Source organism: Leclercia sp. 29361 (assembly GCF_011290365.1).
GTDB classification, from domain to species: domain Bacteria; phylum Pseudomonadota; class Gammaproteobacteria; order Enterobacterales; family Enterobacteriaceae; genus Enterobacter; species Enterobacter tamurae.
In genome coordinates, this window is the sequence record NZ_CP049786.1 from 1,893,938 (window position 1) to 1,913,495 (window position 19,558).

Below are 19,558 nucleotides of genomic sequence, written 5' to 3' on the forward strand. Positions count from 1 at the left end.
TGATACGTAATGAGGGCGGACATTCTACGGGAATACGCTGTAATCGCCAATCCTTGTTACCCATTGATAAGCTACATTTATTATCGAAAGCGGCGAAAAACGGAAATATTCTCGTTTACGGGATAAAAGTGACCTGACGCAATATTTGGGTTTTGATGCTTACTGATAATGTTGTCACGAAAAGTGAGGGTGACTGCATGGATAAATTACTTGAGCGTTTTTTACAGTACGTATCGCTGGATACCCAATCTAAACCGGGTGTCCGTCAGGTACCGAGCACCGAAGGACAATGGAAACTGTTACAGCTGTTAAAGACGCAACTGGAAGAGTTGGGGCTGGTCAACGTCACGTTAAGTGATAAAGGGACGGTGATGGGGACGCTCCCCGCCAGTGTGAGCGGCGATATTCCGGCCATTGGTTTTATTTCCCATGTTGATACCTCACCGGATTTTAGCGGTAAAAACGTGAATCCGCAGATTGTTGAGAACTATCGCGGCGGCGACATTGCGCTGGGAGTGGGCGACGAAATATTGTCCCCGGTGATGTTCCCGGTGTTACACCAGCTGCTCGGCCAGACGCTGATCACCACCGACGGCAAAACGCTGCTCGGGGCCGATGATAAAGCCGGGGTGGCAGAGATCATGACCGCGCTGGCGGTACTGAAGCAGAACAAGGTGCCGCACGGGGATATCCGCGTCGCCTTTACCCCGGATGAAGAGGTGGGCAAAGGGGCGAAGCATTTCGACGTTGAGGCGTTCGATGCCCGCTGGGCCTATACCGTTGACGGTGGTGGCGTGGGTGAGCTGGAGTTCGAAAACTTTAATGCGGCGTCGGTGAATATCCGCATCGTCGGCAACAACGTCCACCCGGGCACGGCGAAAGGGGTGATGGTGAATGCACTGTCGCTGGCGGCGCGCATTCATGCCGAGGTTCCGGCAGACGAGAGCCCGGAAAAGACCGAGGGCTATGAGGGCTTCTATCACCTCACCAGCATCAAAGGGACGGTTGATCGGGCGGACATGCACTACATCATCCGCGACTTTAACCGCGACGGGTTTGAGGCGCGTAAACGCAAAATGATGGATATCGCCAAAAAGGTGGGCAAAGGGCTGCACCCGGATTGCTACATTGAGCTGATCATTGAAGACAGCTATTACAATATGCATGAAAAGGTGATCGAGCATCCGTACATTCTGGAGGTAGCGCAGCAGGCGATGCGCGACTGCGGTATCGAACCGCAGCTAAAACCGATCCGCGGCGGCACCGACGGCGCCCAGCTCTCATTTATGGGATTGCCGTGCCCGAATCTGTTTACCGGTGGCTACAACTACCACGGCAAGCACGAGTTCGTGACGCTCGAGGGAATGGAGAAAGCGGTGCAGGTAATCGTACGGATTGCGGAGCTCACCGCGAAGCAGCAGTAGTGGTTTGAAGCCCGGTAAGCGAAGCGCCACCGGGCATTGTCACGCATGCGTTGTAGGCCGGGCAAACGCAGTGCCGCCCGGCAATAAAACGACTCAGTCCTCGAAGAACCAGTATCCGCTGTTGACCAGTGCCGCCAGCATGGCGAGGAAGGAGGGATCTTCCAGCGCATCACCGAACAGCGCGGCAGTCAGCACCGTATGGCTGGCAAGCGCTTCCAGCGCCGGACGGTGCGGGGAATCCAGCTGCTCGCCGTTGACATACACCTCTTCGCCAATGCGCAACACGCGTAACCCACCCAGACGCGCCAGCTTGTCACCCTGCTGCAGCGCATCGTAAATCTCATCCGGCTGATACGGCGGCTCCGGCAGGGAGACGTCCAGCTCGTGGCGGGACTGGCTGATAAACTCCCCGAACCACTGGTTGAAATGCTGCGGCTGGTTGATCATCTCCAGCATCATCCCGCGCAGCTTATCCAGCTCCTCGGGCAGGATATCGGCCGGGTGCTCGCGGGCTGGTACGTCCGGATCGCTGAAGCGATGGCTGCCCAGCTCGCGCTGCAGAACGTAATCGGCAAATCCGCTGATCATCTCGCGACCGCTTGGCGCACGGAAGCCCACCGAATAGTTCATCGAGTTCTCAAGGGAATAACCCTCATGCGGGAAGCCCGGCGGGATGTAGAGAATATCCCCCGGCTCCAGCTCTTCGTCGATGATGCCGACAAAAGGATCTACCTGCAGCAGGTCAGGGTGCGGGCAGTGCTGCTTCATCGGCACCTTCTCACCTACGCGCCAGCGGCGGCGACCGGTACCCTGAATGATAAACACGTCGTACTGATCCAGATGCGGGCCGACGCCGCCGCCCGGCACGGAGAAGGAGATCATCAGATCGTCCATCCGCCAGTCGGGCAGGGCGCGGAACGGTTGCATCAGGGCTGCGGCGGGCTGGTGCCAGTGATTGACCGCCTGCACCAGCAGGGACCAGTTGCTCTCGCCCAGGTGATCGAAGCTTTCAAACGGGCCGTGGCTGACCTGCCATTTTCCCTCGTTATGGCTGACGAGGCGGCTGTCGACTTCGCTCTCCATGGCCAGGCCGGCCAGCTCATCGGGAGAGATCGGATCGACGAAATTGGTGATGCCGCGTTTCAGAACTACCGGGCGTTTCTGCCAGTAGCGTTCGATAAAGTCGGGCCAGTTAAGGGCTAATTGATAATCCATATTTATATTCCGCAGGCTTTTACTGACTCGGATTATAACGGAAGCTCAGCGCCTGCGTGTGAGAATCACGCTTTTTTCACCCGGACGCTTTACTCTCGTCGCTTGTCAGATGCTGGCGGGCAAAAATCGCCTCCATGCGCGCGCCACCCAGCAGACTGTCGCCGGTGTCGATCCGGCCGTCGTACTGCTCAACAATATCGCGCGCAACCGACAGGCCAACTCCCTGTCCGGGGCGTAAGGTGTCGGCACGCTGACCGCGATCGAACACCTGGTCGCGTTTGCCCTGCGGGATCCCCGGGCCGTCGTCCTCAACGATAATATGCAGCTCATTTTCACCCTGGCGGGCGGAGACTTCGACGAACTCCAGGCAGTATTTACAGGCGTTATCGAGCAGGTTGCCCATCACTTCCATAAAGTCGTTCTTTTCGCCGACGAAGCTGATTTCTGGCGAGATATCGAGGGTGATGTTCACTCCCTTGCGCTGATAAACCTTATTCAGGGCCGAGGTCAGGCTGTCCAGCAGCGGGGCGACGGGGTGCAGCTCCCGGCTCAGCAGGGTGCTGCCGGTTCGCATGCTGGCGCGGTGCAGGTAGTAACCGATCTGCTGGGAGATACGGCTGATCTGCTCCAGCATTACCGGCTCCGCCTCATCGGCGCTCAGTTTCGCGCTGCGCAGGGATCGCATCGTGCTTTGCATCACCGCCAGCGGCGTTTTCAGGCTGTGCGTCAGATCCGTCAGGGTGGTGCGGTATTTGTCGTAACGTTCACGCTCGCTTTTCAGCAGCCGGTTCAGGTTGCGCACCAGACTGGTAAGCTCCCGTGTGGTGTTGGGGTCGAGCTTCTCGCGATGATGCTCTTCCAGCTCGCGCACCTCTTTCGCCAGCGACTCGATGGGGCGTAGGCTCCACCAGGCGGCCAGCCACAGGAGGGGGATCACCAGCAGCAGGTTGGCGGCCAGCACATACACGAACCAGTTCCACACCGTATAAGAGCGTTTCAACTCCACCGGAATGGTATCGATGACCACAATGGTCAGCTGCGGCATCTGCATGGTGGCGGGGTAGATATTGACCGCCACCGAGTGGGTCAGCTCGCTGTCGTCGTCGTCCTCGCGGATCTCGGCCAGCTCTTTCTGCATGTTCCGGTCGTTACCCACCAGCAGGCTGGTGGCGTCCACATCCGCTTCCAGCTCGTGAAAACCGTTGGATTTTAACCACTCCGGGCGGATAGTTTTTATCAGCCAGGGGACATCGCGCTGGGCCCACAGCAGCTTGCCTTTCTCATCGTAAATCAGCGACATGGTCGGGCTCTGGCGATCCAGATGCTCCGGCATATCGATGGTAATTTTATTGTCTTCCCATTTTGCGAGGGTATAGAACAGATTGCTCTCCCCGCGCAGCAGACGGAAGGTGGTTTTGTCGAAGCTGACGCTGTAGCCCACCAGCGCCACCATCCCGTAGGCCAGCGAGAGCACCAGCACCACCACCGCCGTGGCCAGCAGAAAACGAAACCGCAGCGACAATGGCAGAAAGTGACGAAAGAGTTTTTTCATTTAGCGTAATTCGAACAGATAGCCCTGACCGCGCACGGTGGTAATGACATCCTCTGGATACTGCGCCTGAATTTTCTTACGCAGACGCCCCATCAGCACATCAATGGTATGGCTTTCGCGCAGCTCGGCATCGGGGTAGAGCTGGAGCATCAGGGAATCTTTGCTCACCACTTTGCCGCTGTTGCGAATCAGCGTCTCCATAATGGTGTATTCAAAAGCGGTGAGCTTAATCACCTCATCATGGATGGCCAGTTCGCGGCGGGAGAGATCCACCTGAAACGGTGGAATGGAGATCACCTGCGAGGCCAGACCGCTGTTGCGGCGCATCAACGCCTGCATGCGGGCGGCGACCTCTTCGATATGGAACGGTTTGGTAACGTAGTCATCCGCGCCGGCGCTCAGCACTTCAACCTTATCCTGCCAGCCTTCGCGGGCGGTCAGGACCAGCACCGGCAGGGAGACATCGTGGCTGCGCCAGCGGCGGATTAGCGACAGGCCATCTTCATCAGGCAGACCGAGATCAACGATGGCGATATCGGGCAGATGTTCATTGAGATAGTAGTCGGCTTCTTTGGCATCTTCGGCATCGTCCACCTGATGCCCCATTTCCTGAAGCTGAACCTTCAGGTGATGACGTAGCAACGCATTATCCTCAACAACCAGTACGCGCATCATCGCTTCTCCCTAATATGAATGGTCTGAATAGTTTAAGCTGATTATGTTGCGACAGGGATAAACATTTCGTAAACCGGAGGGGAGGGAACCCTCTTTCCGGGCGGAAAGAGGGTAAAAAGCGTTATTTCAGCTCATCAACCATCGCAATGGCGCGGCCGATGTAGTTGGCCGGGGTCATCGCTTTCAGGCGGGTTTTCTCGTCTTCTGGCAGTTCCAGTCCGTCGATAAACTGCTTCATGCCTTCGGCGTCAACGCGCTTGCCGCGGGTCAGCTCTTTCAGTTTTTCGTACGGTTTTTCGATGCCATAGCGGCGCATCACGGTCTGGATCGGCTCCGCCAGCACTTCCCAGTTGTGATCCAGTTCGTCGAGCAGGCGCTCGCGGTTCACTTCCAGTTTGCTCACACCCTTCAGGGTAGACTGATACGCAATCAGCGCATAGCCAATGCCCACGCCGAGGTTACGCAGCACGGTTGAGTCGGTCAGGTCGCGCTGCCAGCGTGATACCGGCAGTTTGCTGGCCATGTGTTGCAGCATAGCGTTGGCCAGACCCAGGTTGCCTTCGGAGTTTTCGAAGTCGATTGGGTTAACCTTGTGCGGCATGGTGGAAGAACCGATTTCACCGGCGATGGTCTTCTGCTTGAAGTGGTTCAGGGCGATGTAGCCCCACACATCACGGTCGAAGTCGATCAGGATGGTGTTGAAGCGCGCGATGCAGTCAAACAGCTCGGCGATATAGTCGTGCGGCTCGATCTGCGTGGTGTACGGATTCCACCGGATGCCCAGAGAGGTAACAAACTCTTCGCTGAACTGGTGCCAGTCCACTTCCGGGTAGGCGACGATGTGGGCGTTATAGTTACCGACCGCACCGTTGATTTTGCCGAGGATCTCCACCTGCTCCAGCTGGCGGTACTGACGCTCCATACGGTAGGCGACGTTAGCCATCTCTTTGCCGATGGTGGACGGGGTGGCTGGCTGACCATGGGTACGGGAGAGCAGCGGGATATCGCGATACTCCACCGCCAGGGCTTTCACCGCGTCGATGATTTTGCGCCAGTATGGCAGAACCACTTCCTCACGCGCGGTAGAGAGCATCAGCGCGTGGGAGAGGTTGTTAATATCCTCAGAGGTACAGGCAAAGTGAATAAATTCAGATACCGCGTGCAGCGCCGGAACGCTGGCCACTTTCTCTTTCAGGAAATACTCAACCGCTTTCACGTCGTGGTTGGTGGTGCGCTCGATGGTTTTAATGCGCGCGGCGTCTTCTTCGTTGAATTCCGCAACGATTTTATCAAGGTAATCGTTTGCCTGGCTGTCAAAAGCAGGAACTTCCGCGATCGCTGCCTGCGCGGCCAGCTTTTGCAGCCAGCGTACTTCAACCTGGACACGGAATTTCAGCAGACCATATTCGCTGAAGATCCCGCGCAGCGCGCTGACTTTATCGCCGTAGCGTCCATCGACAGGGGAAACGGCGGTCAGTGAGGATAATTCCATAGTTCGCAACTCCGGGAGGTTAACAATGAGCAAGAATTTGTTTTGCCTGAGTCGTCAGGCGATTACGATAAAACATTAACTGCAGGCGGCCACCGCCGACCTGTTGCCACAGCACTGCGGCACGAATACCGGCCAGCAGCGAGGCACGCACTTTGGCCTGTACCTGCGGGCTTTGCAGGACGGCAGGGGATCCGGTGACCTGGATCCGCGGCCCCAGTGGACTGATAACATCCACATAAATACCGGCCATGGCGCTAAGTAACGTTTCTGACTGCAAATCAAAATGATCGAGCTGACGCTGAAGACCTGCAATGCGATCGCCCAGGGTATCCATCGCCCCTTTGGCAGCGTTCAGTTTGCGCTCCAGCACCATCATGCTGAGGGTGTAACGCGTCAGTTCCGCATTCAGCCCCTGACGGTTGCTGGCATTTAACACACCGAGTAAGGTTTCCAGACCGAGGCGAAGATTCGCTTCGCTACCACCAAAGACGCCGAGAGTTGAACTGGGGTTCAGATCCACGACGCTGTTGAGCGAAACGTGCAGCGCGTCAGCATCGCAATGACCCTGATGCGCCAGCTGTTGCACCAGACGGGCAGACTGGCAAATTCCCGCCAGCGCCAGGGTGATGTCATAAAAGTTCTTCGCCACACTGGCTCCTTTCTGTGTGTAATCGCATTAAACCGCAGTCAGCGGCAGGCGTTGTTCGATAATACCGCCGCCGAGGCAGATATCACCGCTGTAGAAGACGGCAGACTGGCCCGGGGTTACGGCAGAAACCGGCTCGTCAAAACGCACGTCAATGCGGTCGTCGTCCAGCGCGGTAATAGTGCAGGGAATATCGGTCTGACGATAACGGGTTTTCACCGTGCAGCGCAGCGTGCCTTTCAGCGGCTGGCGATCGACCCAGTGCAGCTGTTGAGCAATCAGGCCGATGGACATCAGACGCGGATGGTCATGGCCCTGGGCCACAATCAGAATGTTATTTTCTACGTCTTTATCGACGACGTACCACGGATCTTCGCTACCCTCTTTGGTGCCGCCGATCCCCAGCCCTTTGCGCTGGCCTAACGTGTGGTACATCAATCCCTGGTGCTCGCCAATCACGTCGCCATCCACGTTGACGATTTTGCCCGGCTGGGCAGGCAGATAGCGGCCGAGGAATTCACGGAATTTACGCTCACCGATAAAGCAGATACCGGTAGAGTCTTTTTTCTTGGCGGTGATCAGATCCAGCTCTTCAGCGATTTTACGCACTTCCGGTTTTTCCAGCTCGCCCACCGGGAACAGGCTTTGGGCAATCTGTTCGTGGCCGAGGGTATAGAGGAAGTAGCTCTGATCTTTGTTGCCGTCGAGACCGCGCAGCAGCTGGCTTTTGCCGTCGACATCGGCGCGGCGCACGTAGTGGCCGGTCGCGATGTAGTCAGCGCCCAGATCTTCAGCGGCGAATTCGAGGAAGGCTTTGAATTTGATCTCTTTGTTGCAGAGGATGTCCGGGTTCGGCGTGCGGCCGGCTTTGTATTCAGCCAGGAAATGCTCGAACACGTTATCCCAGTACTCTGCCGCAAAGTTGACGGTGTGCAGTTCAATGCCGAGCTTGTCGCAGACCGCCTGCGCATCAGCCAGATCTTCAGCCGCGGTACAGTATTCCTCGCCATCGTCCTCTTCCCAGTTCTTCATGAACAGGCCTTCAACCTTATAGCCCTGTTTCAGCAACAGCCAGGCAGAGACGGAAGAATCGACGCCGCCGGACATGCCGACGATCACTTTTTTTTGGCTTTCAGACATTGGAATACTCACGACATTGAACTTCAAGGCGGCGTATTCTATCACGCGCCCCCGGCATTGACACCCTCTGTAAACGGCCAGTTAAATTCGCCAATCGTCTCCAGCGGCAGACGATTGCCGGTGAGGTAGCTGCGAATACTCTCCGCAACCAGCGGCGAACGCAGATTGGTGGCGGTCAGGATCGTGTCGGCATCCACCCACAGGCAGCGATCGATATCGCTGTCGTGCGGCTCAGTGGCGCACATTTCGCTAAGCTCGATGGCAAACAGGAAGCGCAAAAATGGGGTCTTATCCGGGGCGATCCACTGATGTAAGCGGATGAAGTGCTGCGGTTCGGCATGAATGCCGGTCTCTTCCCACAGTTCACGACGCGCGGCCTGAACCAGCGTCTCGTCGGCTTCAAGGTGGCCCGCAGGCTGGTTCCACAGCGCTTTGCCCTTGATGGTCTCTTCCACCACTAAAAATTTGCCCTCGGCGTGGACAATCGTGGCCACCGTGACGTGCGGCTTAAACATGATGTTCTCCTTGTTCGGTAACGTCCCGCCACTCACCGTTGGCGAGGCTATCCAGCGTGTAACTGCCCATCGCGTAGCGAATCAGACGTAATGTCGGATGCCCGACATGGGCCGTCATGCGACGCACCTGGCGGTTGCGGCCTTCATACAGGGTGACTTTTATCCACGAAACGGGAATCGATTTGCGTTCACGGATGGGGGGATTGCGCGGCCAGAGCCACTCAGGCTCGCTCACCAGCTCAATGCCCGCGGGCAGGGTAGGGCCGTCATTCAGCGTGACGCCGTTACGCAATGCGGCTAGCGCGTCGTCATCCGGAATGCCCTCAACCTGCACGTAGTAGATTTTGCCGGTGCGTTTCCCGGGCTGGGTGAGCCTGGCCTGCAGCTCGCCGTCGTTGGTGAGCACCATCAGCCCTTCGCTGTCGCGATCGAGTCGGCCCGCGGCATAAACCCCCTGAATGGGGATGTAATCCTTCAACGTAGTGCGCCCGGCTTCGTCGGTAAACTGCGGCAGCACATCGTAGGGTTTATTGAACACTATGACGCGTGTCGCCTCGCGCGGTTTGCGCGGCCTGGCGGCTTGTCGTGTGCTGAATCGTTCAACCCGGTGATTTCTAAAAGAAGTTTTCTGCATGGTATTTTCAGACGTTATCAATTGCCGCATTATAGCCTAATAACGAATGCCTTTCATGGCGCCAGACATTCAGGTACTATCGAAGGGCTCATTACAAATTATTAACATAAGATCAGTAACAACCAGAAGCGCCCGAAGGAGAGGTTAATGGAAAGCAAAGTAGTAGTTCCGGCGGAAGGTAAAAAGATCACCCTGCAAGACGGCAAGCTGAACGTCCCACACAATCCGATTATCCCGTTCATCGAAGGTGACGGTATCGGTGTTGACGTAACCCCAGCAATGCTGAAAGTGGTGGATGCCGCTGTTGAGAAAGCCTATAAAGGCGAGCGTAAAATTTCCTGGATGGAAATTTACACCGGTGAAAAATCTACCCACGTTTACGGCCAGGATGTCTGGCTGCCAGCTGAGACGCTGGATCTGATCCGTGACTACCGCGTTGCCATCAAAGGCCCACTGACCACGCCAGTCGGTGGCGGTATTCGCTCCCTGAACGTTGCTCTGCGTCAGGAACTCGACCTGTACGTCTGCCTGCGCCCGGTGCGTTACTACCAGGGCACCCCAAGCCCGGTTAAACACCCTGAGCTGACCGACATGGTTATCTTCCGTGAGAACTCCGAAGATATCTACGCGGGCATCGAGTGGAAAGCTGACTCTGCCGACGCAGAGAAAGTGATCAAATTCCTGCGCGATGAGATGGGCGTGAAGAAAATTCGCTTCCCTGAACATTGCGGTATTGGTATCAAGCCATGCTCCGAAGACGGCACCAAGCGCCTGGTTCGTGCAGCGATTGAATACGCGATCACCAACGACCGTGACTCTGTGACTATCGTTCACAAAGGCAACATCATGAAGTTCACCGAAGGCGCGTTCAAAGACTGGGGTTACCAGTTGGCGGCGGAAGAGTTCGGTGGTGAGCTGATCGACGGCGGCCCGTGGCAGAAGATCAAGAACCCGAACACCGGCAAAGAGATCATCATTAAAGATGTGATCGCCGATGCGTTCCTGCAGCAGATCCTGCTGCGTCCGGCTGAGTACGACGTTATCGCCTGTATGAACCTGAACGGTGACTACATCTCCGACGCCCTGGCGGCGCAGGTTGGCGGTATCGGTATCGCACCAGGCGCGAACATCGGTGACGAGTGCGCCCTGTTCGAAGCGACTCACGGTACAGCGCCTAAGTACGCTGGTCAGGATAAAGTGAACCCAGGTTCCATCATCCTGTCCGCAGAAATGATGCTGCGTCACATGGAATGGTTCGAAGCCGCAGACCTGATCGTTAAAGGTATGGAAGGCGCGATTAACGCCAAAACCGTAACTTACGATTTCGAACGTCTGATGGAAGGCGCTAAACTGCTGAAATGTTCAGAGTTTGGTGACGCGATCATCGAAAACATGTAATCCAGAATCTGGGTTGTATGCAAACGGGAGCTTGTTGGTTCCCGTTTTTTATTATTAGTTTTTGAACGGTTATCAAAAGTTTATCAAAACAAGTTATCAAAACCCCACCCCAAAATCCTATATCGCGATTGTCGTCCAGTCCTTCCCACGGTCATCATGATAGCCATCAGTCTGCTGCTGGGACCTATGTCCAAGAAGCTCTTTCGTGTTCACACCCTGCGCTTTATATAACCTTTCCGCTAAAGAACGCTGCTCGTGAAAAGTAGACGGCGTCTTGCCTTCTTCCAGTGGTATCTCAGCTTTATCACGGGCCTTGCTGAAATTTGTTGTCAGCGTATTGGATCTAACCTGCGAGCCACGTTCCGCTTGAGAGGTGGCTCTGAAAAAATGAACCAGATAAGGGCTGACAGCATAATCCCTGCAACGAGAAATTATATCCCGCAAACTCCAGTTTATTGCGTTAAGGCGAAGCGATAGAGGGATGGCAATTTTGCTCCCTGTCTTTTCCTGCAGCACGTGCAGGTGATCATCCCAGACATCGCTAAACTTCATATTGGAAATATCACCGAGGCGCTGGCCCGTCACCAATGCCAGCAGCATTGCATTCCCCATATATTGATGATTACTGTCTGCAATATCGAAAATCCTCTGCCATTCCTCCAGGCTAAGGCGCTGGCGAGTGATTTTTCTGCGGGGTTTTTTGGTCGCTGAGGCAGGATCGTAACCTGGAGGAACTTCACCCGCATGCTGAGCCTCTTTGAAAATATCAACCAGCACCGTTCGCACTACCTGAGCCATTCTCGGCTGGCCGGCAGCGACGTACTCATCGAGCAGCTGGGCAATATCGCGAACATCCACTGATGGCAGTAACTTCATTCCGACACGCTCTCGCAATAACGAAACCGGTTTGTTTTTCTGTTTGAACGTGTTCAGCTTGATATCGCCAGTAGCCAGACGCTCTTCCTGAATTTTCCAGTATCGGTCGAGCCATGTTGATACCGTGATCGCCTTACCTTTACTGGTGGCGATCCTGTCGCTGATCGCCAGAATTTGCCGGGTTCTCTGTTCTGCCAGGCGCTTGTTTGCTTCCGTGGCGATCGCTACAGCTTCGGCCTCATCAGTGCCTAACGCATGGAATTTGCCAGTAATTGGATGTTTATAACGCCAGTAAACTTTATTCACCTTCCTGCTGTAGAGGGGGTAAAGGTTCGGAACAGATACATTGTTTTTACGTGGTCTGGCAGCCATCGTTCAAAATCCTTTGTAGCAATATGGAATCGTTCTTCTTAACTACCGGCGCGGTCAGTTCACCTACCAGTTCAGCATCTTCACGAACACGCCATAAGCGGCCCTGCTTCATTGCTGGTGGAGAAAACTGATTCTGTTTTGCATATCGTCGAAGTGTCGACACGCTTGGAGGGTTGCTTCTGTATTTTTCAGCGGCCCATTCTTCAAGAGTTAACATCTGGATCATATGCTTTACCTCATAATGGCCCAGAAACGGGCCATTGGCTGAAAAACTGAAATCAGATTGCTGTCAGGCGCTGCCAGATAGCTGATACGTATTTGACCTGGTGGCGGGCGTCGGCCAGGGCATTATGCTGATCGCCTTCAAAAGGGATGTCGTAGCGCGAGTTCAGCCCAACAGCTTTGCCCAGTTCGACAACAGTACGAACATCCCGATAGTTCCAGTGCGGGATCGGGAAGGGAGTGTCGGCCAGTTCGAAAGCTGCTTCCAGAAGTGAGCAATCGAAAGAGCTACCATTCCCCCAGAGCTGCACATTCTTCGAGCCGTTAGCTGCGTTTTCAGCAATGAAGTCGAGGAAATGCTCCAACGCTTCCACCAGGCCGACCGTATCATCCACCACGATTGCAGATCGTGCTTCCGGCGATTGCTTCAACCACCAGAGGATGGTGCTGGCATCTGGCCTGGCCCCGAATGACATCGACGATTCCAAGCTAATCACCTGATAGTATTCAGCACCGGTTTTCCCGCTGGCCGGGTCAAAGAATACTGCTCCCACAGAAACGATCGGCGCGCCTGGTTTTTTACCCATTGTCTCGAGATCCACCATCAGGTGCGTGAACATGGTTTCCGATTTTGAGGTATCTGCCCCCAGTGCCTCCAGTTCCTCTTTCAGGCCCCCCTCCATTACCGCATAGGTTGCATCGCCAGCCACGGCACCACAGTCAGGGCAACCGCCGCCACCTTCGGTACCACAGCCAGTGCAGATGGTTCCCGCTACGGCATCTGTTTGCGCAGCAGCTGCATCAGCGCCTTCGTCTGGTGAAACCGCATCACTATTTTCTCCTTCCGCCGGGTTAGTCTCTTCCATCTGCACATCGCTGGTGGTCTCCTCATTAACCGGTGAACGGTCATCATTTTCTGTTTGTTTTTCGTTCATCAGGCCTTCGATGGAGAACATGCCGCCGCCGAGGTTCGCGACCTGCGGCTGACTGGCTAACTCTGCTTTTTCCGCTTCAATCTTCTCGTTAATTTCTTTTTCCCAGCTAACCTCTGGGGTGTGGCGAGCCGCCGCCAGCACTTCCGCTGTAGGATTCTCGTGGTCGGTTTCGGTCAGGTTTGCGTGGATGTGTCCGCGAATATGCTTAGGCTCGAAATGAATCCCTTTAAAAGCGCTACGGATCAGCGCAAAAATTGCAGCGCGGGAGTAATCCAGAATACCGGGCGTTGCGCGCAAAGCTTCAGACCATTCTTTAAACGGACTGTCATTCGCAGCGACGATAGCCTTCGCCTGGCGGAAAACATCACTTGGAATGTCGTAAATATTGAAATCTGCTGACAGCGTTGCCAACGCAATCTCAGTATCGAGCCCGTCAAAGTCGGGTTTGTAGTTAGGGTTGCGATCGGTTTTTCCGCCGCCGCCCGGCTGTGCTGCTGGCACCTCAGGTTCAGCAGCTGGCGCAGGCAGCGGCAGCAACTCAGTTGCAGCATTGAATTCAGCTGTCATCGTCTGGTTAACGAACTCCAGATGCGCAACCGGGTTCAGGTGGATATCCTCCGGCGCGATGCGCACCAGGTTGAAGATCGCCGCGCGGTTCACTGCCAGAACGCCAGGCTGGTTGCGCAGGATCTTGCTCCACGATTTCCACGGCTCTTCTTTGTTCGCGATAATCTCTTTGGCGCGGCGCGCAATGCTGCCCGGGATTTCACGATGGTTGAAGTCCATCGGCAGCAGGGCGCAGGCGATTTCCAGATCAAGGGTGTCCAGGGTATGTTGTGTGTCAGTGCCGCGGTCGGTTACGTATCCACCATCAGCATTGGTCCCTGAGTCAGTGCGCTGCACGAGGTTAATGCGATTGCCGGCGGCCCACTCTCGCGTCAGGATCCCGCGGTCAATGTGTCCGGTGTTGAACCACGCTTTGAAGAACTGGATGACGACAGACAGCTCTGTGCGTTTTCCATCAACTGGGAAGATGGTTTTCAGAGCACTGACCACTTTCCAGATGTCGGGCTCATGTGCTTTCTTGAAGCCCTCAACATTTTCGGCGGCCAGAATAAGGTTCTGCACGTAGCTGTTGTCCACATCCAGCTCAAGCTCCAGTATGGCCTTCTTCTGCTCTTCGTCGACGTGGTAGAGATAATGTTTGTCCGCGATGAACTGCGCCAGAAGACGCTGACGGAAAGGCAGGGTGGCGACGGTCGTCAATACCGGAAGTTTGCGCTCGCGGAACTCTCTTACCGCATCACAAACCGTTTCGGTACCATCTGCATCAACAATGCTTTCGCCAGTTTCGATATCCACGCTATCGACGATAGTGGTGTCGGTACCCTCAACAACTTTTCCGTCTGGATGAGGTTGCTGCGCAGTGCCGGCAATCACATTCCAGGTTCGCTGGTCGTCAGCCAGTTCGTAGCATTTGCACCAGGTGTAATCAATCACGCCTTCTTCAGGTAGATCGTCAACAACAGGCATGTCGGTACGAACAGGCTTGGCGTAGTCCTTACCGCGGCCAGTTTCGATACCTACATCTTCCAGCGCGACGTCCAGCTGCAGCGCAGCGCGTGACGCCGTATTGGCACTGAACCAGATAACACCGTCAGGTTTGCCGGATTTCTGAGTCGCCTTAATATGATAAAAAAATTCCATGGTGGAGCCTCGTTTGGGTGTAAGATACCCAACAGCTAATGAGCGCTGCTTAGGTAGTGGTCATTGGTCAAAACTCGATTCCGGAAAGCTTTGGTCGGCTGACCGGGTACTGAACCCGCCTTGCGCGGGTTTTGTGCTTATCGGGCGCTGGGCTTGTTCGCCAGCTGAGAGATAAGCACTCCGTCAAGTGCAACAAGAACCGGGTCGAACGTGGTATTCGACGGGATCTTGCTGACTGCGCGGATGACTGCTGAAACTGAGATATCACCTTCACGAAGGCTATATCCGCCGCCCGGTCCTCTGTGTGAGGTGACCAGCTTGCCGCTGCGCAGCCGCTTAAAAATTTGCTCCAGGTAGGAAACTGAGAGCTTCGATTCTTTACTCAGTGTGGCGAGGGGTACTGGCTTGCCGCAGTAGATTCTTTCCAGAACCGCAACAGCCTGTACAGATGCCATCACTCGTTTCATTCCAAATTCCATAATGGATCCCTTCAGGGCCAGTCAGGCCATTGGTCAAAACTCGATTAAAAATGTAACGCTGGCTGTTGGTCGTCAGCCGGTTTGTACGGGTAACACTGTCCTTTAACGTGCTGCTCTGCGGCAGCTGCTTCACAAACCGCCTCGGTCTTATAAACCCCGAGCATGATGTCTGAGCATTCCCCGGTGAGGGCGCAGACGTTAACGATTAAGGCGAAAAGCGAGTTCATGCGTTGAGCTCTGGATTGCCTTTTTGCGCCATGAAGTAGCAGAACTTGCGGATCAGGACTTCAACAATGTTGAGGCGAATAGCCTGCTGTTTAACGGGATTACGTGCGTAGTCGATCATGGTTATCTCCTGTTTAATTTTGCCTGTCGTATCGCGGCCCTAACTTCAGTGCTATTGTGGTAATTCCCATACTGTAACGAGGGAATTAACTGTGGAAAAAGAAGAGAAGGTCTTGTATTTAACTCGCCTAGCGGTTGATACATATAACTCCTACCGTTCTGCTCAAATCTCATCCGGTCGAAATCTTTCAGACCAACACGATCCTGTTGAAGAGATTGAAAAACTCTATGTAAAATTCGAAGTCTTTCTTAACCAGAAGCTCGCAGAAGACGAATGGAAATAGGGTTATATGCTTTCCAGCCAGACCCATTTCTCCAGAGTGAGCCTTTGCAATGTGCATAAAGCTCACTCTTTCTGATGTCCATGTAATCCACAATTTTTACTCCTATATCAGCCTGTAACGCTGGCAAGCGGAACGGTACTATCTGCTGCGCATTGTTTGTATGTGCTTTGCTGGCGCCCCAGCTGCGGTGGTCAGTCGCTTCTCCGCCTGAAAAACTCGATAAACTCAGCAAATAGCTGGTTCACCGCAAAGCACATTCTCTGGTCATCTCATCCGGTGTTTCATATGCCGCCGGCAGCTACTACGTGGGCGTCCTGCCTGGATGACTGAATTTGTGAAATCAGACTACAAATAAATTTGTCATCAGTCAAACTGATTATGACATATTTTATTTCAATGATTGTTTTAGAAGGGGTTTTAGGTTGGCGGGATACAAAAAAAACGCCGCTAAAAGCGGCGTTTTTGTTCTGTCTTAGTCTTTGTTCGGCGTCGGTTCTATTTTTCTTTTGCTCAAGAACTCTGCCATAAACCTATCGAGCTCTTCGAGGCGATCACTAGCCAACTGAACGAAGCGTGTTTGCTCTACCTCTGGAAGCTGATCAAACACCTCTAACAAAGCAGCCTGCTTTTCAGTTAACACAGTTTTGCTAGCTGTAGTGGCCTTAAGTTGAGCCTCTTCTTCATCAGTCATAAAAAACCAATATAGTGGTTTTCCAAGGGCTTGAGGGAATAATGCAAGCTTTTCCTTGCGAGGAAAGTTACCTGTATTACACCAGTTACTGACTGTTTGAGAATTGACGCCAACTCTTCTGCCTAACTCAGATTGAGATATGCCAGCTTCCTCAAGAGCTCTTAATAGTCGTTCTTCGAAGTTCATATTCGGATCCAAATTAAACCTATCAGCAAGCATACAAAGTTTCTTTTCAGTTGTGATTGATTAAGTTTCTTGACATTGACAAATTATTTATCAATCATGTGATTCCTAAACTAGGAGGAACCATGAACGAAGCCATTCAACAAAAAATAATTTCTTTGTGTGGAAGTCAGTCTGAACTAGCTCGCCGCCTGGGTAAGAACTCGCAGACAGTATCAGTCTGGTTTCGCACTCAAGTTGCCAGCACTGAAGTTCTTAATGCCTGCAGGGCTCTGGACTGGCAGGTAACTCCGCACGAGTTGCGCCCTGATCTGTATCCAAACCCCACCGATGGTTTACCTCAAAAGGATGCCTGACCATGCACTCGGTAACTTTTCAACATATTAACCAGCAGAATGCCGCTCCGCTGAAATCGAAAAATCATTATGAACCTCGCCGCAGAGACAACTTACGACGCCAGTCTATCTTGGCAGCTGTTCGTGAATGGGAGCTCACTCTTCCCGGGCAGGCGCAGGACGTTATTACGCAGCTGGTGGCCGAACAGTGGGCCCGGGAGGGTGGCAGAGGGATAACAGTGAACAAGCAGAACCTCTATCGCTACCTGAAAAACGAAACCAACTCCAGCAAGTACACGGCTCACGTCATGCAGCTCGCAAACGCGATCGGTTTGGCAATGCCCATTGAGATCGCCAGAAAGCATGGCCTTCGACAGGGTAAAACCGATATTGAGCTGGTGGCCGATGCAATAAAAGAGACCGGCGAGCATCACCAGGCAAAGTTGCTGGGCCTGCCGAACGCGAAGCAAGCGAAGGAGGGTTTTGAAAACCTACTTGCCAACGCTGCATTGTTACCCGGAGAGCTTGCCGGCGTGATGATCGCCCACCTTCAGGCCCTGGCTCCACTTTTTACGTAATCGAGTTTTGACCAATGACCACCAGCTCGGCTGGTAATACGAGGATTTAGATGGCCCGTATACTGGTTGCTGCGCCACGGCGGCGGCACATGCCAGTACCAGCACAGCGACTACCACTATCACGAACTGACTACCATGCGGCATGAGCCCGGCGCAATTCTTCTTTGTGGCCACTGCGACAACCAGCTGCGCGAACAATTCACCGAGCGCCTGGCGGAGCTGGCGCGTCAGAACGTCATCGACTGGGTGCTGGACACTACCCGGTCGGCGCTGGCGATCGATAAGACCCGCGAGATATCCCTGCCTGAGTTGTGCTGGTGGGCTGTTCGTGTCGGCGTCACTGATGCGCTGCCAGAATCAGTTGCCCGCGAAGCTTTACGCCTGACAGCTGTGAAAGAGACTTACCGTGAGAGCGAGATCGTACCGGCGGTACCGGCCACCAGCATCATCGCCGACAAGGCCCGCGCGCTACCTGAAGTTCGAGCCATTAAGCCAGTAGTGAGCGTACTTGTGGATCCCGAATCCCCTCAGACCCTGATGAAGCGGCCAAAGCGGACCCGCTGGGACAAACCCAAATATCTGGCATGGGTTAAGACGCAGCCCTGCGAGTGCTGCGGCAGACCGTCAGATGATCCACACCATCTAATCGGCTGGGGCCAGGGTGGCATGGGAACGAAGGCGCACGACAGTCTCGTGATCCCCCTGTGCCGCCAGCACCATACCGAACTACATGACGATCCGGTGAAATTCGAGCGTAAGCACGGTACTCAGCCGGAAATGATAATCAGAGTGCTGGACCGGGCATTTGCGCTCGGCGTTCTGGCTTAAGGAGCAGTACAGGATGACACCACGTCAACGCCGCATTCATATCGAAGGTCTGGGTAAAGCAGCTGCTGCACCGAGAAAAAGTTACCTCGGGAAGTTCACGCCTCTTAAGAGTGTTCAGTCTGCATGGATCAAATCCTTGCTGACGGTCTGGGGCGAATGCGTCGGCGGTAAAACCCGCGCGCAATACCGTCTGGAGAATTTCAGCCAGTTCTGGTCTGAGGTTAAGCAATCGGAGTGGTCGGACACTCAGCTGTCGCGCATCACTGAGGCGCTGGGTCAGGCGAGGGAAGAGGGGTTCCGTGGCGTTCAGGCAGCGCTGCGTGCCCGGTCCATTCTGTGGCCGGTGACCCTGTCAGCGCTGATCGAAGAGAGCGAGCGCCGCGATGATGCTGACTTTATCGAGCAGATCATGCTGAACACCTTCGACCTGCACGACCCGGTGTATCTGGTTGGCCGGCAGTTCTATACCACCCGCAAGAAGATGTCCGACATCACGCGGGAGTTGCAGCACGTGGCCCCCTGGCTCACTGACGGCGAAGCGCGTAAGCGCGTGCGGTGGTGCCTTGAAATCTTCCAGGCAAAGGTGTTTCTGACCGTGTGCCGGCAGATGAAAACGGAGCAAAACTGAGAGGCCTCTTAAAAAATATTTCAATTTATGTTGAAAACGGGCCAGAAAGATGAATAATTCATTCATGCTTGGCAGAGCTGCGCCACGATGGCAGCGTCGAAAAGCTCTTATCAAACAAATTACGAAACCTCGCTCCGGCGGGGTTTTTTTATTATTAATAAATAGCAAATGATATGTATCTTTAAAGATGCAAGCCACGTACAGTGCGCGGGTGGTGAATCCCCCTCAGCGGTGGGGCGGCTAGGCAAAACGAGTCGGGTTTGAAGAACGCGGTTCTGTGGTCTAGCGCAGGGTCACCGGGAGGCACCCGGCACCACAACCTCAGTATCATCTATATCTAAGGCTGCCGATTGGCGGCCTTTTTGTTTTACATGATTCTGGACTGCTTAACACCGCTGGCCTTT

21 protein-coding genes and 1 pseudogene are annotated in these 19,558 nt (G+C 54.3%); 7 read left to right on the forward strand and 15 right to left on the reverse strand.

The features are described 5' to 3' along the window. Positions 1–197 precede the first annotated feature (197 nt). On the forward strand, positions 198–1,424 hold the full coding sequence (pepT, locus tag G7090_RS08945) for a peptidase T (protein WP_166182167.1): 1,227 nt from the start codon (positions 198–200) through the stop codon (positions 1,422–1,424). A gap of 93 nt (positions 1,425–1,517) precedes the next feature. Here pepT and G7090_RS08950 read toward each other — a convergent pair whose 3' ends face one another. The 8 genes from G7090_RS08950 to rluE all read right to left on the reverse strand — a co-directional run bounded on the left by G7090_RS08950 (position 1,518) and on the right by rluE (position 9,323). Further along, a complete protein-coding gene (locus G7090_RS08950) occupies positions 1,518–2,639 on the reverse strand; it encodes a cupin domain-containing protein (RefSeq protein ID WP_166182168.1) in 1,122 nt (373 codons plus the stop codon). Positions 2,640–2,715: 76 nt separating this feature from the next. Further along, on the reverse strand, positions 2,716–4,191 hold the full coding sequence (gene phoQ / locus G7090_RS08955; protein WP_106992770.1) for a two-component system sensor histidine kinase PhoQ: 1,476 nt from the start codon (positions 4,189–4,191) through the stop codon (positions 2,716–2,718). Continuing rightward, positions 4,192–4,863, reverse strand: coding sequence for a two-component system response regulator PhoP (gene phoP, locus G7090_RS08960; RefSeq protein ID WP_032617646.1), 672 nt, complete (start codon positions 4,861–4,863; stop codon positions 4,192–4,194). Between the two features lie 124 nt (positions 4,864–4,987). After that, the gene (purB, locus tag G7090_RS08965) at positions 4,988–6,358 is read right to left on the reverse strand and encodes an adenylosuccinate lyase (RefSeq protein ID WP_166182169.1); all 1,371 of its coding nucleotides are present in this window, start codon (positions 6,356–6,358) and stop codon (positions 4,988–4,990) included. Between the two features lie 19 nt (positions 6,359–6,377). Then, positions 6,378–7,007, reverse strand: coding sequence for a high frequency lysogenization protein HflD (hflD, locus tag G7090_RS08970; protein WP_106992772.1), 630 nt, complete (start codon positions 7,005–7,007; stop codon positions 6,378–6,380). A gap of 27 nt (positions 7,008–7,034) precedes the next feature. Then, positions 7,035–8,144: a tRNA 2-thiouridine(34) synthase MnmA gene (gene mnmA / locus G7090_RS08975; RefSeq protein ID WP_166182170.1), complete on the reverse strand. Its 1,110-nt coding sequence runs from the start codon at positions 8,142–8,144 to the stop codon at positions 7,035–7,037. Between the two features lie 41 nt (positions 8,145–8,185). Then, positions 8,186–8,659: an NUDIX hydrolase gene (locus tag G7090_RS08980; RefSeq protein ID WP_166182171.1), complete on the reverse strand. Its 474-nt coding sequence runs from the start codon at positions 8,657–8,659 to the stop codon at positions 8,186–8,188. Then, a complete protein-coding gene (rluE, locus tag G7090_RS08985) occupies positions 8,652–9,323 on the reverse strand; it encodes a 23S rRNA pseudouridine(2457) synthase RluE (RefSeq protein ID WP_106992775.1) in 672 nt (223 codons plus the stop codon). Before rluE ends, G7090_RS08980 begins: the two co-directional genes overlap by 8 nt. A 117-nt stretch (positions 9,324–9,440) precedes the next feature. Between rluE and icd the strand changes: the two genes are divergently transcribed. Continuing rightward, complete coding sequence (gene icd / locus G7090_RS08990) at positions 9,441–10,691, forward strand: NADP-dependent isocitrate dehydrogenase (protein ID WP_166182172.1); 1,251 nt, start codon at positions 9,441–9,443, stop codon at positions 10,689–10,691. Between the two features lie 117 nt (positions 10,692–10,808). On the opposite strand, the gene G7090_RS08995 is transcribed toward icd, so the two are convergent. The 6 genes from G7090_RS08995 to G7090_RS23885 all read right to left on the reverse strand — a co-directional run bounded on the left by G7090_RS08995 (position 10,809) and on the right by G7090_RS23885 (position 15,628). Then, positions 10,809–11,939 (reverse strand): phage integrase Arm DNA-binding domain-containing protein, encoded by a 1,131-nt coding sequence (locus G7090_RS08995; protein ID WP_166182173.1) that lies wholly within the window; start codon positions 11,937–11,939, stop codon positions 10,809–10,811. Beyond that, a complete protein-coding gene (locus G7090_RS09000) occupies positions 11,920–12,165 on the reverse strand; it encodes an excisionase (RefSeq protein ID WP_059359847.1) in 246 nt (81 codons plus the stop codon). Before G7090_RS09000 ends, G7090_RS08995 begins: the two co-directional genes overlap by 20 nt. Positions 12,166–12,217: 52 nt before the next feature. Then, positions 12,218–14,803: an exonuclease gene (locus tag G7090_RS09005; RefSeq protein ID WP_166182174.1), complete on the reverse strand. Its 2,586-nt coding sequence runs from the start codon at positions 14,801–14,803 to the stop codon at positions 12,218–12,220. A gap of 137 nt (positions 14,804–14,940) precedes the next feature. Beyond that, positions 14,941–15,282 (reverse strand): Rrf2 family transcriptional regulator, encoded by a 342-nt coding sequence (locus tag G7090_RS09010; protein WP_207630106.1) that lies wholly within the window; start codon positions 15,280–15,282, stop codon positions 14,941–14,943. A 44-nt stretch (positions 15,283–15,326) separates the two neighbouring features. Next, on the reverse strand, positions 15,327–15,509 hold the full coding sequence (locus G7090_RS09015) for a DUF1482 family protein (protein ID WP_166182175.1): 183 nt from the start codon (positions 15,507–15,509) through the stop codon (positions 15,327–15,329). Then, positions 15,506–15,628, reverse strand: a complete 123-nt coding sequence (locus tag G7090_RS23885) for a hypothetical protein (protein WP_255474660.1) — start codon at positions 15,626–15,628, stop codon at positions 15,506–15,508. Before G7090_RS23885 ends, G7090_RS09015 begins: the two co-directional genes overlap by 4 nt. A gap of 91 nt (positions 15,629–15,719) precedes the next feature. On the opposite strand from G7090_RS23885, the gene G7090_RS09020 reads away from it, so the two are divergent. After that, entirely contained in the window at positions 15,720–15,911 is a 192-nt protein-coding gene (locus G7090_RS09020; RefSeq protein ID WP_146145500.1) for a hypothetical protein, read from the forward strand. A 472-nt stretch (positions 15,912–16,383) separates the two neighbouring features. Here G7090_RS09020 and G7090_RS09025 read toward each other — a convergent pair whose 3' ends face one another. Continuing rightward, entirely contained in the window at positions 16,384–16,788 is a 405-nt protein-coding gene (locus G7090_RS09025; RefSeq protein ID WP_032617649.1) for a helix-turn-helix domain-containing protein, read from the reverse strand. A gap of 122 nt (positions 16,789–16,910) precedes the next feature. Here G7090_RS09025 and G7090_RS09030 point away from each other — a divergent pair, with 122 nt between their 5' ends. From G7090_RS09030 to G7090_RS09045, 4 genes and pseudogenes are all read left to right on the forward strand, one after another. Further along, entirely contained in the window at positions 16,911–17,141 is a 231-nt protein-coding gene (locus tag G7090_RS09030; RefSeq protein ID WP_166182176.1) for a YdaS family helix-turn-helix protein, read from the forward strand. 2 nt (positions 17,142–17,143) lie between these two features. After that, a complete protein-coding gene (locus G7090_RS09035; protein WP_106992781.1) occupies positions 17,144–17,698 on the forward strand; it encodes a toxin YdaT family protein in 555 nt (184 codons plus the stop codon). A 63-nt stretch (positions 17,699–17,761) separates the two neighbouring features. Next, a pseudogene (locus tag G7090_RS09040) lies at positions 17,762–18,526 on the forward strand (DUF968 domain-containing protein); the annotation flags it as partial. Between the two features lie 13 nt (positions 18,527–18,539). Further along, the gene (locus G7090_RS09045) at positions 18,540–19,154 is read left to right on the forward strand and encodes a hypothetical protein (RefSeq protein ID WP_106992787.1); all 615 of its coding nucleotides are present in this window, start codon (positions 18,540–18,542) and stop codon (positions 19,152–19,154) included. The last annotated feature ends 404 nt before the right edge of the window (positions 19,155–19,558 follow it).